We start from the raw sequence: 13,734 nt of genomic DNA, 5'->3' as shown, positions 1-13,734 counted from the left end.
CTAAAGCCTGTAGCCGGGTACAGGGTCAAGCAAAGGTCAGAGCTCGCCTGCAGAATCGATCGCCAACAGGATGGGGCACTCGTCCGCTGGACCATGCCCGTGGCAGTTACGTGCGACATGCTCCAGGGCGGTGCGCATGGTCTGAAGTGATTGGATTCGAGCGTCAATCTCGGCAAGACGGCTTTTCGCAATCCTTCGCACCTCTCCACGGTCGCGTTGTCTGTCGACGCGGAGAGCGAGAAGGTCGCGGATCTCATCAAGCGTGAAGCCGAGTTCCTGGGAGCGCTTGATGAAGCGGATTCGTGAGACGGCATTTTCCGGGTAGAGACGATAGCCGGAATCGAGTCTTGGCGGCTCGGGGAGGAGTCCCTCGCGTTCGTAGTAGCGCAGCGTTTGCGGATTGACACCGCCGTTTCGAGCGAGTTCGCTGGTGCGCAAGGGCATGGCTTCATCTCCCCGTTCCAATATGCCACCGCTTAGGATGCGAACGTTCCATGAACGTGAAGGTCGAATCCGAGCCGCGGTTTGTAGAATGCCTCTGAGCGCTGCAAGGAAGCGCAAGAAGATGAACGACCGACAAGTCGATTCAACCCGGCTCGAAGCAATCGAACGCTACGCGATTCTCGATCAGGAACGTGAGGCTGCCTTCGATGACATCGTCCAGATTGCCTGCGGCATCCTGGGAACATCGTCCGGAATGATCACCCTTGTGAACGCCGAACGACAGTGGTTCCTCAGCGAGAAGGTATCGGAGCCCGGGAAACCACGCTGGAAGGAAGCTTCTGCGCCGTGGCGATGAACCAATCTGAGGCACTTGTTGTGGAAGACACGTTCGGGGATCCGCAGTGGAGCGGCAACCGCTTTGTGCAGGGCCAACTCAACATTCGGTTCTATGCCGGAGTCCCGCTTGTGACACCGGAGGGTACCCGTATCGGCGCAGTCTGCGTCTTCGATACAAGACCCAAGAAAGTCACACCTGAGCAGATCCAGGCCTTGCAGGCTCTCTCACGCCAGGCTACGGCACTGCTGGAGTTACGCTTTTGGACTGAAGCTGCTCAAGAGAAAGAGCAGCGCCTCCGCATCGTGGAGAAATCCGCGAAGAACACTAGCCGTCAGCTCAAGGTCGTCCAGGATCGAATGACTGCCCTCGCGGAGAGTTCGACGGACTTTATAGGCATGTGCGACATGCAAGGAGCGGTGTTTTATGGAAACCCGGCAGCCCTAGCGATCATGGGCATCGCCGACTTCGACCGGTTCAGACAGACGCCGCTGCCCGAGTTCTTCTTTCCGGAAGACCGCAAGGTGATTGACGAGGAGTTTCTGCCCAAAGTGCTCCGCGAAGGCCGGGCCGGAATCGAGATACGGTTTCGTCACTTCATTACCGGTGCGGCAATCTGGATGGATTACCACGTCTTTCTGCTGAAAGGGCCGGGCGAAGAGCCGCTCGGCTTCGCCACTGTTTCACGAGACATCACCGCACAGCGTACCGCCGACGCTGCACTTGTTGAGAGCGCGAAGCTTGCTGCGGTTGGACGCTTGGCAAGCTCCATTGCTCACGAGATCAATAATCCGCTAGAGGCAGTCACGAACCTGCTCTACCTCATCGGGCAAGACTCTGAACTGTCCCAGAGCACTCGGGATTTCGTACAAATCGCGGATCGCGAGGTTGCCAGGGCGTCTCAGCTCACTTCACAAACCTTGCGCTTCCACCGTCAAAGCACAGCCCCGACCCGCATCCGACCGAAGTTCCTCTTTGCCGAAGTGTTGAACCTGTTTCACTCACGGCTGCAAAACAGGCGAGTGGAAGTGATCCAGGACTACGGAAAAGACACGTGGCTGACCTGTTATGAGGGAGATATTCGGCAGGTGCTGAACAAAATGGTCAGCAACGCCGTCGATGCGATGCCGGGTGGAGGTACACTGACGATCCGAACCCGGAAGGTGAGGCGCTGGTCAACGGGTGACGAAGGTGTACGCGTCACCGTCGCCGACAATGGAACCGGTATCGCGAAAGAATTCCTGGGCAAGATCTTCGATGCGTTCTACTCGACAAAGGGGATCGGGGGAACCGGCCTTGGTCTTTGGATCTCGTGTCGCATCGTGCATAAGCACCGCGGCTTCATCCGGGCTTATAGCTCAACAAAGGCCAGACATAAAGGAACAGCGATCATGTTGTGGCTGCCCACCGAACTGGCGGCCACCGCAGGAGAACAGTGGCAAACTTAACGCGTGAGAGTCATCGCTACTTGGATGACTCCTCCTGCCGCTTCGTCAACTCTGCTGTTAAGGCCTCAACCTCGGCAAAGTCTTTCGGAGAAGTTAGCTGTGGTTTGACGCTGGTTAGAACCCGGCGAAGCCTGTCCATCACGAAGTGGTCGGAAGCGGCATAGATTGCGATATGGCCAACTGTCGCGCGGAGAAGCTCCCCGGCCTTTGCCGTCTTTACGATGATTCGTAGTGCACCCTTGTCGTCCTGCCGCTTGTCGCTGATCTCCGGTCGCTCAGTGAAGAGGAGCATTGCTGCTGCCAGTTCGTCGATACCGTTGATTGCAGTGAAGGGGTCATTGATGCCGGGCGATAGAGCACGCACGATCACATCGGTGAGCTGCTGGAATTGGTAGCGGATGTCCTGGGCAGGTGTACGCTCCCGATCCACGTAAAAACAGTCGACCAGTTTCTTGGTGTCTTCAGGAGCTAACGCTGACGTTCCCCAGATCTCCGCGATCGACGATCCGGCCAGGGCATGGTCTCCCGGTTTCAGCAGCAATCTGGCGATGAAATCCCTCTGACCGGCCACTTCCATCAAGGTGTCGAGATCGATGGTCTGCAAGTACCCGCTTTTCTCCAACGCAAGCGTCAGGCTTCCGCGCCTCTTCATCTCCTCAGTTAAAGCGGCATCTTCAAGCGCCTTACCCGTTTCAGAGGGGTAGAGCTTCGGGATCGCTGCTTCGACATCCTCCGCGATCACACGGATGATGCGCGACGCCTGGATCGACGCAGAGACGTGGTGAATGAAATAAATCAACAGGACGAGGCTGGCCAAGGAAAGAACAATGGCCATGGTGACGGAGATTGCCGGGACGAAGCCACCGGAGAAGTCAGAGCCACGGATGGTGCGTACGACCAAGACGCTGTAAATGAACGTCGCAACGAAGGTGCCCAGCAGTACCTGAGTAATCCGGTCGCGCATGAAGTTCCGCAACACGCGCGAGCCATACTGTTGCGAAGCAATCGAGAGGGCAACGGAGGCAAGCGAGAACGTTACGCTTGCAGCCGTGATCATGGAGCCCGCAATGGTACTCAGCAGCGAACGCGCACCTTCCGGACCGCCGGAGTAAGCCCAGTCGAGCATCGACTTGGTCCCGGGATCGAGTTGCCGGTCCACGTGCAATAACAGCAGCGCGAGTGCTGCCGACGCTGCAAGCATGACCATCGGTACGAACCAGAAGCCGGTTCGAATCGTCTCCAACCACCGGCTTAGGACTGCTCGCATCTCCTTTTTTATCCTCTTAGCTACTTCTGCTGCTTATCGTGAGTTGCGGTAGCGATACGGACCGACGGGGATCGGTACCGGATGGCGGTCTTTCCAAAGACGGTGGGGCAGCACATACGTGAAGCCAAACGACCCTTGCCACTGCGTCGATGTTGAGGTGAGGCCATGCTCAAACGCTGCGTCGAGCACTAGGTTCGGGTGAATGGAATATACCGCAGCGAAAAGCAGGTCAGCCGTGTTCGCCCTGCTCACGGGTTTCCCAGACACGGAAGCGACGACAAAGGGCTGCGTGAAGTGCGACAGCTCTAAAACGCCGCCCAGCTTCCCCTCCGTACTCTCCTCGAAGAGCGGGTGAGATACAGCCAGTGTCTGGACAAACTGCGCACGGCGCACAGGTCCGCTGTTCTGCTCGTTGAAGACCAAGTTCGAGTCGTAGTGGAACCCGCCTCTTACATCACCACTGAGCAGAACCAGAGCAGACTGCGAGTAGCTTCCTACGTCCAGGTCAGCGGACGTACCCGTCCGGGCGCGACGGATGTATCCAACCGCGACGACGGGAACGGGGCCTACGCCCTTGCGCAAGATGGCTTGTCCACCGACCTGGAGGTCCCCAGGATCGCTGCTTCGCATGTCACCTGCCGGTGGAGAAGCCACCCGATTGAATGTGTAGGGCTGTGTGATGAACTGCACCATAAGCCGCGTAGTCAAAGCGATCTTTGTCGTCTGCGCGAGTGCGAACTGACCGTTCGTTCCTGCTGGTGAGTCGTTTGCCTGATTGAAGCCCTGCTCGAATTGCAGATAACCAGTAGGTGGAATGTGCGCGGGTAGCGTGACCGTGGGACGTGCCGGTGATGCCTGAGGCATCTGCTCTGACGAAGGCGAAAATGTGGAGTTGGTGTTCTCGACAGCCACCGCGGTGTGTGGCACCGGGGTGGCTGTCTGGGCAAGCGCCGCACCGCTTGCTGATGTAAAAAGAAGGGCGTTGAACAGCATCCGTTTCAAGACTGCATCTCGACTCGGATCGGTGGAAGTCCGACGATCTCGTACGTTCCAGAAGCGATGCCGATCTTTGCCTTATCTAGGTTGTCGATAATCTCGCGGCTCATCCGATCCTTGAGCCCACGGATGTCGTGCTCCTTACAGAGGAAGCGGACGGTGAGCTCCACCCAGTTATCGGTCAGGCGCATGTAGACCTGCGGTCGTAGTTGCAGCTTCTTGATCGAGAAGCGCTGCTCCAAAACGGTGAGCGTCTCCTCCGCGAGTTCGGCCAGCTGAACTGTTTCTTTCTCGGCTGCTGCGAGCAAGATCTTCTCGGCCTGATACCGATCGTCTTTGTAGGAGATCGGTATGTGGATTTCCTCCCAGATGAATGGAAAATCACGCGTGTAGTTGTAAACCGGCTCATCGAAGATCTTCGCATTGGTGACTGTCACAATACGGCCGGAGTACTGGCGAGATTGCACCCACTGGCCAGGATCGGCGCCTTGTACGCTGGGCGGCTCGCCCATCTCCATGATGACCGTCTGGATGAAGTTGAGCGCGATCACATCGCCACGAACGCCGCCCATGGTGATCCTGTCACCGACGTTGAACGTCTTGCCACGCAGGATGACAAAATAGCCGGCGAAGCTGGTGACGACCTTTTGCAGGGCGAAGGCCAGGCCAGCTCCAAGCAGCCCGATGCCAGTCGCGAGCCTTGTTGGATCGTCGAACCAGATCGAAACGAACCCAATGAGGCCAAGCAGGAAAGTGATGAGGCTGATGCCCTGGCGTGTCCAGAAGCTCACGGTCTTGCTGGACTTGGAACTGGTCCCTCTCGCAAGCAAGCGCAGCAGTCTGCTGATGCCGTACAGGATGGCAAAGAAGACAAGAGTGAAAATCAGTTTGCGGCCGTTCTGAGCGTCAACGCCAAGCAGGCGGATGCCGAACAACTTCACGTTATGAGTCGGACCAACCAGTTCGAAGATCGGTGTGTTCATGGTCATCTTTCGCGCTCATGCGAGCGGTGTATTACTTGTGGTTCGCGAAGTCCGACACGCCCTGCAGCTTCGCGAAGATCTGTTGCAGCAAGGCCTTGGTTCCTGGATCGGCCTGGGCCAGACCAGCGATTGCGCGGTCCCGCGCTCCAAGAACCTCAGTCACCTGCTGCTTCGCTTGGTCGTCCGTAGTTCCATCGACATAGCGCCGTAGGTCGGTGAACAATGCGGAAGCGCTGCTGCCTGCCTGCGAATAGTTGTTTGCTTCAGCCTGTGCCGTGATCACACCAGCTTGTACGGCGAAATTACTCAGGGCAAGCCGGTTCCGCTCTGCGTTAAGTTGACTCTGCAGGCTGTTGTTCTGCTGGGTCAGCGTAGAATTCTGTTCCACAAGCTTGGTGTTGCTGGAGTGGGTGGGGACAAAGCCGACGAGCAGGCCAATGATGAGCCCGGCAAGCGCGGCAAGTCCAAGTGACTTCCAAGAGCCTTGCATACGGTGTCCTGACTGAGTTGGTTGAGTGGAGCGGAAGCGCAAAGGCCTGACGCTGCGAGCGTCAGGCCATGCACGGGATCCTAACGTGTGGAATGGAAGTAGCGAGCCACCGTGCTCACAAAACGCCGTGCCGGGCTGGGTACAGGAACTTTGCCATGCAGGATGTCTCCGTAAGACTGCGCCTGGCCGCCGTAGAAGAGGTTGGTGTCATCTGTGTTCTGAGACACCACGGCTCCATTCAGGTCAACGCCTGCGAAGACTCCCTTTGCGCGAGAGTAGGTCAGCAACTCCGCACTCAGGAGGATGTCGGTGGAAGCGGCTGCGTGCCGGCCCACAGGACCCGCCGCTGCGGAAGCGTCCGCACCGATCTTGAACTTGGAATGAAGCAGATCCTCGAAACCCCTGTCGTTCACTGACACAAGAATGAGGTCGGTAGCCTGCCCACCAATCTGAAATCCGAAGCTTGCACCTTCAAGCCGTATGAAGACCGGAGCGCTCCAACCTCGGGGCGTGCGGCAGGTCACGGCACCCTGTCCGTAAGAGGCGCCCACGATGAAGGCCCCCTTTTTGACGCTGGGGATGACGGCGATGCAATTGGCCTTGCTCACGATGAAATCGGGGATGCCACCATCGGGAGCGCCCTCAATTTCACGAACCACCTGTGATGCTGAGCTCAAACGCTCGGCGAGGTCGCTCATCTTCTGTGCATAAAGAGCGGCGGCGGGAAGAGTAGAAAGCGCTACGAGCGCAATAAGACGAGCAGAAGTTTTCATCGAGTCTCCTTGACTGGACAGCATGGTCTATCGCCCAGAGAGCTCAATAGTTGCCAATACGCAATCTGATGCCATTGTTTGTGGTATTCGCTGTCAAAACTGACGCTTTTGTTCGGGGAACGACATACACGATTCGCTCCACGTGCTTGTCGCCGATCAATTCTGAACGGTTAGACGCTGAATATGTCCCTACAACTCGTGTCAGAAGACACGCACGCGAGGCTTACATCAGCAGACCGCCACTCACTTGAGACGTGCCTGCAGCAGGTGATGGGACACACGGATTGCATTTGCGATGATGGTGAGCGATGGGTTGACCGCACTGGCAGATACAAAGCACGAAGCGTCGACCACGTAGAGATTGTCCAGATCGTGTGCCTTGCAGAATGGGTCGAGCACGCTGCTTGCGGGGTCATCTCCCATGCGGCACGTTCCATTTTGGTGACCTACGCCTTCCAACGGGATACGTTTCTTGAAGTAAGCATGCAGCGGAACGTGTGTCGTTGCATGACCCGACTTCTTCAGAACGTCGACCCAGCGGTCCTTCAAGCGGTCAAACGATTCCACATTGTTCGGCGTATACGAGAGCTGGATACGGTGGGGAGCGTTGTCCGTTACGGGCTCCGATTCGTTTGTGCGGCCTGTGTCCCCAGAAGGATGAGCACCCACCAGCCCCGGCTGCAGGCTCTCTACCGAGAGCGGCGTCGTGTTGTGCAGCGTGACCCTATTTTCCGCCGCAGGCAAATCTTCTGTGGTCAACCACCACGGCACCGCATGGTGCTTCATGCCTTCCAAAACGAACCCCGGTGTGAGCGGCGGCGCATCGCCCTTCATCATCTCGTAATGAAAGCTGCCCACCGGCTGTACCTGTCCAAGCGGAAACGGATAGGCAGGGTCGCTGTCCTTAAAGTAGAAGTCGTTCGTGCCCCACGTTTTGGTGTAAGAGTCTTCATTGCGCTCGGTCGAAAGCGCAAGCAGCGCATCGGCTTGGTGGTACATAAAGTTGCGGCCAACCTGGTCTGAGCTGTTCGCCAGCCCGGTCGGATGCTTGTCGTTTGCCGAAGCGAGTAGAAGGACGGCAGAGTTGATTGCGCCCGCACAGACTGCGAAGAAGCCGGCGGTGTAGGTCGCTGTCTTTCCATTCTTCGATGGTGACGGAGCGTCGGTTTCCGAAGGATCCGACGCGCTTCCGTAGGGCTTTCCGGAGCCTGAGTGCAGCACCTCGACAGCGGTCACCGCCGTGCCCGCGGCGTTCGTGATCAAGCGCGTCACGCGGGAGTTCGTCATCAGCGTGACGTTGGGCAGGTGCATGATTTCGCGAATGCAGTTGATGTCAGCGTCCGATTTGGCGTGAACGAGACACGGATAACCATCGCAAGTATCGCAACGCACGCACTTGGAAGCGAGCGGATCGGCCTCGTTCCGCTTCAGGCCAAGCGGTATGGGGAAGGTATTGATTCCGAATTTACGAACATCGTTCTCAATGCTTTGCATGCGGGGCTCATTGGCGAATGCGGGGTACGGATACTTCTTGGAATGGAACGGCTCCGTCGGGTCAAAGGAAGAGCCAAAGCCACCGGGAACGGCCGGTGCAGTCCCCAGATCCCCGTGTACGTGAAACAACTCCTCTGCTTGGGTGTAGTACGGCTCCATGTCGGCGTAGGAGATGGGCCACGCAGGAGAGATGCCGCCCTTGTGCTGGATGACGCCGAAGTCCTCGGCACGCATGCGGAACATGGCGGCGCCGTATACCTTTGTCTGGCCGCCTACGTAGTACGCCTGTTGCGGATGGAGGTCTTTGCCGTCCTTGTCCTGCCAGGTTTCTTTTGTGTGATAGCGGTTATTGAGGAAGACGGCCTGCGTGTCCCAGTTCAGTTTCTCCTGCGGCATGAAAGGACCACGCTCGAGGACGAGGATGTTCTTGCCGGCCTTCGCCAGATGGAGCGCCAATGTGCCTCCACCAGCTCCCGTGCCAATCACGATTGCGTCGTATTGCATGAAGTACCTCCAAGTTGAGGGCGAGATCATCACGCCTCGCGTGGCTTTGTTGCATTATGTGGACGATGAGACATCGGTGAAGCCGTGGCCCGAGGTACCAGATGAATGCTGATGAAAGGGATAGTGACAGAGGAACGGGCAGGGATAACGCGGATCAGGGTGCAGCTTCGCACAAAGAATGCGATCCGGGCCGTAGGACCTGAGATAGAGCTCCGCGGCGCCCAGCATTCCGAGCAACGGCGCGGTGAAGTACACCCATAAAGCCGTCCATAGGTGCGCAAACACAGCCGAGCCAACCGTGCGTGCCGGGTTGATGCTGAAGCCGGAAACGGGAGCGAACAGCAGGATGTACAACATGATCAGAACGCCAACGAAGTAGCTTGTGTATGGAGCGAGGCGCGGGCGATTGGATGTCAAGAGCACCACGCCCATCAGAAGAGACGCCATGAACCACTCCGAAGCGAAGGCAGCGGCTGTTCCGTACTGCCCGGGAACCGTTACCGCGTAATCGACTCCACGGTCGGCAAGCTGTCCGCCCAGCAACAGGGCCGAGACACCTACGCCGACAACTCCACCTGCAAACTGGAATGTCACGTAGAAGACCGCATCCCAGGAGGCAATCTTGCGCAAACGCAGATAGGTCAGCGTAATCGCGGGATTGAAGTGTGCTCCGGAGCGCTTGCCCATCGGGGAGTGGATGATGAGCACCGCCGTGAGTCCCATGGCGATGCCCATGAGCAGTCTTCTAAGAATGGCACTCGGAAGCAGCTGCAGGGCGGGGTAGCCAGGATGGAACAGCACGACGGTAGCGACACAGGCGGAGATCATGAAAATGGCGAGTTCCGCACCTTCGTAAAGGTAAAGAGGCCAATCACGCGTGAACGCGGCGACGGCCGTTCGCTTTCCGATTTCTGCCTCGCGTTTGTCTGCAGTGTGCAACGACTCTCCTGTACTGCCCGGAACGTACCTCCTGAGATCACGGACGCAATTGGATCGAGAACGAATCAGACTTCAGATCTCCGTCCTGCTTGGAGGGAGCGATCTTCACATGGATTTTCATTCCGAGAGACAAGCTCGAAAGAGGCAACATTGCCGAATGGAGATCGAAGCCGGTGTCGGAAGTTGTGACGGAACCCGTTTGCTCCCCTGCAGTCCAGGTGACGCTTGCAGGTGCATCCAGATCAACGCGGAGGTCTTTTCCGGGGACGAGCCATGAGCGACGTTGCTTTGTGGTCCAGATCTGGAAGCCAGCGGTTTGCTTCCGGTGTAGATACCGTTCAACGGTCTGTGTGGGCATGTCCCAAACAGCGCCACCATGAAGCGAACGCAACAACTTGATGTACTCGCTATGTGCCCACACGAGCGGCATGCCCGAGCCTGCCGGGTGCCCATTAAATAGGAATCGCTCCGGAATATCCTCCGCATCCCAGACCTGTTCTGGGATCATGCCGCCCTGGCTAGTCTGTCGCGACATGGTGCGCAGGAGCTCGAGCGCGTACTCGCGATTGCCGGCAGCGATTTCGTAGTGGGCACGCTCACCGGCGAGCAAGGGCCATCCGCGACCGATTCCGGTCTTATTAAAGGGGCTGCCGTCAGCATGCTCGCCATATCCGTCCTTGCTCGACCGCACCCAGACAGGACCCGTCTTCGTTTCGCGTTTCAGGGTCGCGTCGATGATCGTGATCGTATCGAGGATCCTTGGATCGTCGGCGGAGCGCAGGCCGTAGCGTACCAGTGCGAGTGCATCGGGACTCACGATATCGATGGCTTTCTGGTGCTTGCTTCCGAACGGCAGATTGGGCATCTTGATCAACAAGCTCCCAACCTCTTTATGCTCGATGATCTCTGGCGGGGTGACGCGCATGTAGTATCCGCTCACGCCGTGTTCTCTTGCCAGCGATGTATCTGTGGCATACGTCAGCTCGTCGATTGCGTCGTTCCAGGCATCTGCGGTGTCGCGCAGGAAGCTGGCCTTCGCCGTCTCGTTCGTTGCTTCCGCGAAGTCTGCAGCTGCAAGCAGAGCGGCGATTTCCGTTGCAACCGTATAGATCGAGTATCCGGCCGTTGCCTCCCAGCGTCCCTGTTGCGACACCGGACCTTGCTTCAGCAGAAAGCTTGCAGCTCCAAGGACCATGGGTCCTGGGTCGTATCCGTCCAGTGCGTGTTCCTGCCTGATCTTGTCTGCCAATAGGATCGGCAGCGCCATCCCATCCATCTGGATGGCACCCCAATGCATGGTGCCGTCAAGCCACATGTTCTGACTCCAGCCTCCGTTGGCATCCTGGGTGCACGCTAGATAGAAGAGGGTTGAGCGAACTGAGCGGGCGTCGCCGCTTGCGAGCTTACCCATGGCAGTCTCGACCATGTCCCGCGGCCACAGCACGTGGTAACCGCCGATGTCCGCATCGGATCGGTCAAAGCCCCAGGGCAATGACAGGCTGGCCACGAATGCACCGGGAAAGCGCTTGGACTGATGCGTCTCAAGGACCGTCGTGCTGACGCGGTACATATCGAGCGTGTGACCTGACAGGTCTTCGATGTCGGCGTACTCCGACTGCTGCTCTTTCCAGAGTTTTTCGAACAAAGCCCAAGTCTTGTCACCGATCTCGAGAATACCGGCCCGGGCCTGCTGTGCAGCTTCCGCGGGGTCTGATCCGCACGCGAGCGAGATCGTGAAGCTTTCGCCTGAAGTCTTCCAGTCAATTTCCCCGGTCAGGGCGACATTGCCTTTTGGAGCGGAGTTCGCATCTGGAAGCTCTTTGAACTTTGAAAGCGCAGTACAGCCATCGGAGACACCCATGTACCCACAGCTTGTCTGCAGCATGGGGGGTTGTGAGGTAATCGCCAGGCACGTGCGGTCACGTTGCGACAGCAGCATCGTGACACTCTTGTACTGCCCGATCCACGCGTCATTATTTGCACCGCGATCACCCATTTGTGGCTCCGCGAACAGGTAGAGCTTCAAGTCAGGCTCTGCCTGCGGAGTTCTGAAGCTTACACGCATGATCAGCGTATCCCGCACCGGGTCCGTCACAATGTCTTTCACGAGCATGTAACGTCCGGCCTTACACCGCGATTCGATGTGACAACCGGGAACGCCGGCAGCCAACCACGTGACCGTGTGCTCCGCATCCCACTCCTCGTCAGAGAAGAAAGCCTCACCATCCGTTACGAGGAATCGGACAGAGCGAGTGTTGGCCTGATCTACATCTGGGAAATAGATTTCATTCAGAACACCTTGTCCGACGGTGTACCAGATGCGGCTGCGGGCAGATGCTGCAGTGCCGACCAGAGTCTTTGCACCCGAAGACCAGGTGGGCTCATTGCCGGGCTTGCCGTGGGCCTTTCGGACATCTTTGGGCTGGGTCGTGTCGTGCTTTTCAATCCCCTTGTCCATCAGTCCCTCTCTTTGTAAGCAGACCTCACCGCGAGGGTAGCGTCGCGCCAGCTTTCCTCAATGACGTTCCGGCCCGCGTACGCCATCACGCCAGCAGCAATCGCGGTCCCGGTGCACCAAGAGCAAAGCTTGCCAAAGCTCACGACCTGTCGCCCGGCGTTGAAGGCACCAGCAGCCGCATCGAGTGACAGCTTTGCGCCGAGAAGCTTTCGGGCTCCAGGGCTGCGCTTTGCGAGCAGGATCAGCGTCAGAGTGGTTCCGAAACTCGCAAGTCCAAGAAGGGCGTCAGGCACTCCAAGAGGATGAGCGGCCTTGTAGGAAGTGATTCGCTCCGAATCGAAGATCGGAGCCGGTGGTTCAGGCAGGCCGGACAGCATGCCCGTTTGGTACAGCGCGATCGGAACCAGGGTTGCGATCGCACTACAGCAGGCCGCGGTGAGCACCACGTCCTTTTGTGGCGATGGAGTGACCGATTCTGTAGGCGGCATCAGGATATTCTCCGCTTCGCCACCATTGCGCTACCCACTGCAGTCAGCAACACAGCAGCCCCAACCGCAAACAGGTTGCGGTGCAGAACAACAGCCACCTCCATGCTGGTCATCGTGGAGCGATCCGCAAACTTACCGCGCGCGCTGTGCTTGCCCGGCACATAGTTGTAAAGATTATTCAGCGCGTTCGGGTCTTTCGGTTCGTTGGGAATCTGCTGCGACTTATACCCCGTTTTGCCGAGGTACAAATCCAAAAGCCCGGGAATGAATTTCTGACCCACAATTGCGGCGACCGTTGGGGTGCCAACCCAGTACTCGCGACGGGGACTCTTCGCCAATCCGGCAGCCACTACTACTTCCGCCGCCAGCTCCGGTTCGTAGATCGGCGGAACAGGCTGCGTATCGTTGGGCATCCGGTTCTTCACCCAATCGAACTGCGTGGTGTTCATTGCGGGCATCTGCACCGCAGTAACTTTCACATTGCTCTTGTCGTGGTGAAGTTCGCACCGGAGCGAATCTGTGAAGCCATTGATCGCATGTTTGCAGGCGCAGTAAGCAGATTGCAGCGGAATCGAACGGTAGGAAAGCGCCGAGCCTATCTGAATGATGGCGCCCCGGTCGCGAGGAAGCATTCGTTTAAGGGCGGCCAGGGTGCCGTGAACGAATCCGAGGTACAGAACGTCCGTGACCCGTTTGTAGTCGGAAGCCTCCATCTCCTTAACAGGAGAGAAGACGCTTACCATCGCGTCGTTCACCCAGACGTCGATAGGGCCGAACTCTTCTTCTACTTTACTCGCCGCCGCATCGACAGCTTCGGAGTCAGACACGTCCACCGGCAGAACCAGCGCTTTGCCGCCAAGCGCCTCGCATTCTTCCTTTGCGGCCTGTAGTGCATCAGGGTTGCGCGCAATGAGACCGAGGTAAGCCCCACGCTTGGCAAATCCATGGGCGATCGCACGTCCCAAGCCCGCCGAGGAGCCTGTCACAACAACTACAAGTGCTTTTGACATGATGTTTCCCGACGTTCGAGGAAACGAACGTGCTTTCCGATAGCTATTCGATGCTCGAAAGCATCGCGCTCATCGCCTCGAGAGAGAAATATGTATGGCAGCGGAC

At 57.8% G+C, this 13,734-nt stretch carries 13 protein-coding genes; 2 read left to right on the top strand and 11 right to left on the bottom strand.

The genetic code is table 11. The annotated features are described in order from the left end of the window. Nucleotides 1-36 precede the first annotated feature (36 nt). Nucleotides 37-444 (bottom strand): MerR family DNA-binding protein, encoded by a 408-nt coding sequence (locus ACOFKT_RS04280; protein ID WP_419806188.1) that lies wholly within the window; start codon nucleotides 442-444, stop codon nucleotides 37-39. A gap of 88 nt (nucleotides 445-532) precedes the next feature. Between ACOFKT_RS04280 and ACOFKT_RS04275 the strand changes: the two genes are divergently transcribed. Both ACOFKT_RS04275 and ACOFKT_RS04270 read left to right on the top strand, forming a co-directional pair. Then, nucleotides 533-799: a hypothetical protein gene (locus ACOFKT_RS04275; RefSeq protein WP_419806187.1), complete on the top strand. Its 267-nt coding sequence runs from the start codon at nucleotides 533-535 to the stop codon at nucleotides 797-799. Then, nucleotides 796-2,226, top strand: coding sequence for an ATP-binding protein (locus tag ACOFKT_RS04270; protein WP_419807103.1), 1,431 nt, complete (start codon nucleotides 796-798; stop codon nucleotides 2,224-2,226). The genes ACOFKT_RS04275 and ACOFKT_RS04270 overlap by 4 nt, the downstream gene beginning before the upstream one ends. A 16-nt stretch (nucleotides 2,227-2,242) precedes the next feature. Here the strand turns inward: ACOFKT_RS04270 and ACOFKT_RS04265 are convergent, their stop codons facing one another. The 10 genes from ACOFKT_RS04265 to ACOFKT_RS04220 all read right to left on the bottom strand — a co-directional run bounded on the left by ACOFKT_RS04265 (nucleotide 2,243) and on the right by ACOFKT_RS04220 (nucleotide 13,628). After that, a complete protein-coding gene (locus tag ACOFKT_RS04265; RefSeq protein WP_419806186.1) occupies nucleotides 2,243-3,469 on the bottom strand; it encodes a DUF2254 domain-containing protein in 1,227 nt (408 codons plus the stop codon). Nucleotides 3,470-3,526: 57 nt separating this feature from the next. Beyond that, nucleotides 3,527-4,420 (bottom strand): transporter, encoded by an 894-nt coding sequence (locus ACOFKT_RS04260; RefSeq protein WP_419806185.1) that lies wholly within the window; start codon nucleotides 4,418-4,420, stop codon nucleotides 3,527-3,529. Nucleotides 4,421-4,491: 71 nt separating this feature from the next. Then, on the bottom strand, nucleotides 4,492-5,478 hold the full coding sequence (locus tag ACOFKT_RS04255; protein ID WP_419806184.1) for a mechanosensitive ion channel family protein: 987 nt from the start codon (nucleotides 5,476-5,478) through the stop codon (nucleotides 4,492-4,494). A gap of 25 nt (nucleotides 5,479-5,503) precedes the next feature. Then, nucleotides 5,504-5,962: a hypothetical protein gene (locus ACOFKT_RS04250; protein ID WP_419806183.1), complete on the bottom strand. Its 459-nt coding sequence runs from the start codon at nucleotides 5,960-5,962 to the stop codon at nucleotides 5,504-5,506. 80 nt (nucleotides 5,963-6,042) lie between these two features. Beyond that, nucleotides 6,043-6,735, bottom strand: a complete 693-nt coding sequence (locus ACOFKT_RS04245) for a lipid-binding SYLF domain-containing protein (RefSeq protein ID WP_419806182.1) — start codon at nucleotides 6,733-6,735, stop codon at nucleotides 6,043-6,045. Between the two features lie 243 nt (nucleotides 6,736-6,978). Then, nucleotides 6,979-8,733 (bottom strand): GMC oxidoreductase, encoded by a 1,755-nt coding sequence (locus ACOFKT_RS04240; protein ID WP_419806181.1) that lies wholly within the window; start codon nucleotides 8,731-8,733, stop codon nucleotides 6,979-6,981. 54 nt (nucleotides 8,734-8,787) lie between these two features. Beyond that, complete coding sequence (locus tag ACOFKT_RS04235) at nucleotides 8,788-9,672, bottom strand: aquaporin (RefSeq protein ID WP_419806180.1); 885 nt, start codon at nucleotides 9,670-9,672, stop codon at nucleotides 8,788-8,790. A gap of 37 nt (nucleotides 9,673-9,709) precedes the next feature. Then, a complete protein-coding gene (locus tag ACOFKT_RS04230) occupies nucleotides 9,710-12,130 on the bottom strand; it encodes a glycoside hydrolase family 15 protein (RefSeq protein WP_419806179.1) in 2,421 nt (806 codons plus the stop codon). Continuing rightward, entirely contained in the window at nucleotides 12,130-12,618 is a 489-nt protein-coding gene (locus ACOFKT_RS04225) for a vitamin K epoxide reductase family protein (RefSeq protein ID WP_419806178.1), read from the bottom strand. The genes ACOFKT_RS04230 and ACOFKT_RS04225 overlap by 1 nt, the downstream gene beginning before the upstream one ends. Beyond that, nucleotides 12,618-13,628, bottom strand: a complete 1,011-nt coding sequence (locus ACOFKT_RS04220) for an SDR family oxidoreductase (RefSeq protein ID WP_419806177.1) — start codon at nucleotides 13,626-13,628, stop codon at nucleotides 12,618-12,620. The genes ACOFKT_RS04225 and ACOFKT_RS04220 overlap by 1 nt, the downstream gene beginning before the upstream one ends. Nucleotides 13,629-13,734 lie beyond the last annotated feature (106 nt).

It is taken from the genome of Terriglobus sp. (assembly GCF_965201105.1).
Classification (GTDB): domain Bacteria; phylum Acidobacteriota; class Terriglobia; order Terriglobales; family Acidobacteriaceae; genus Terriglobus.
The sequence above is the reverse complement of the archived record's forward strand: the minus strand, read 5'-3'. Positions and strand labels throughout refer to the sequence as shown.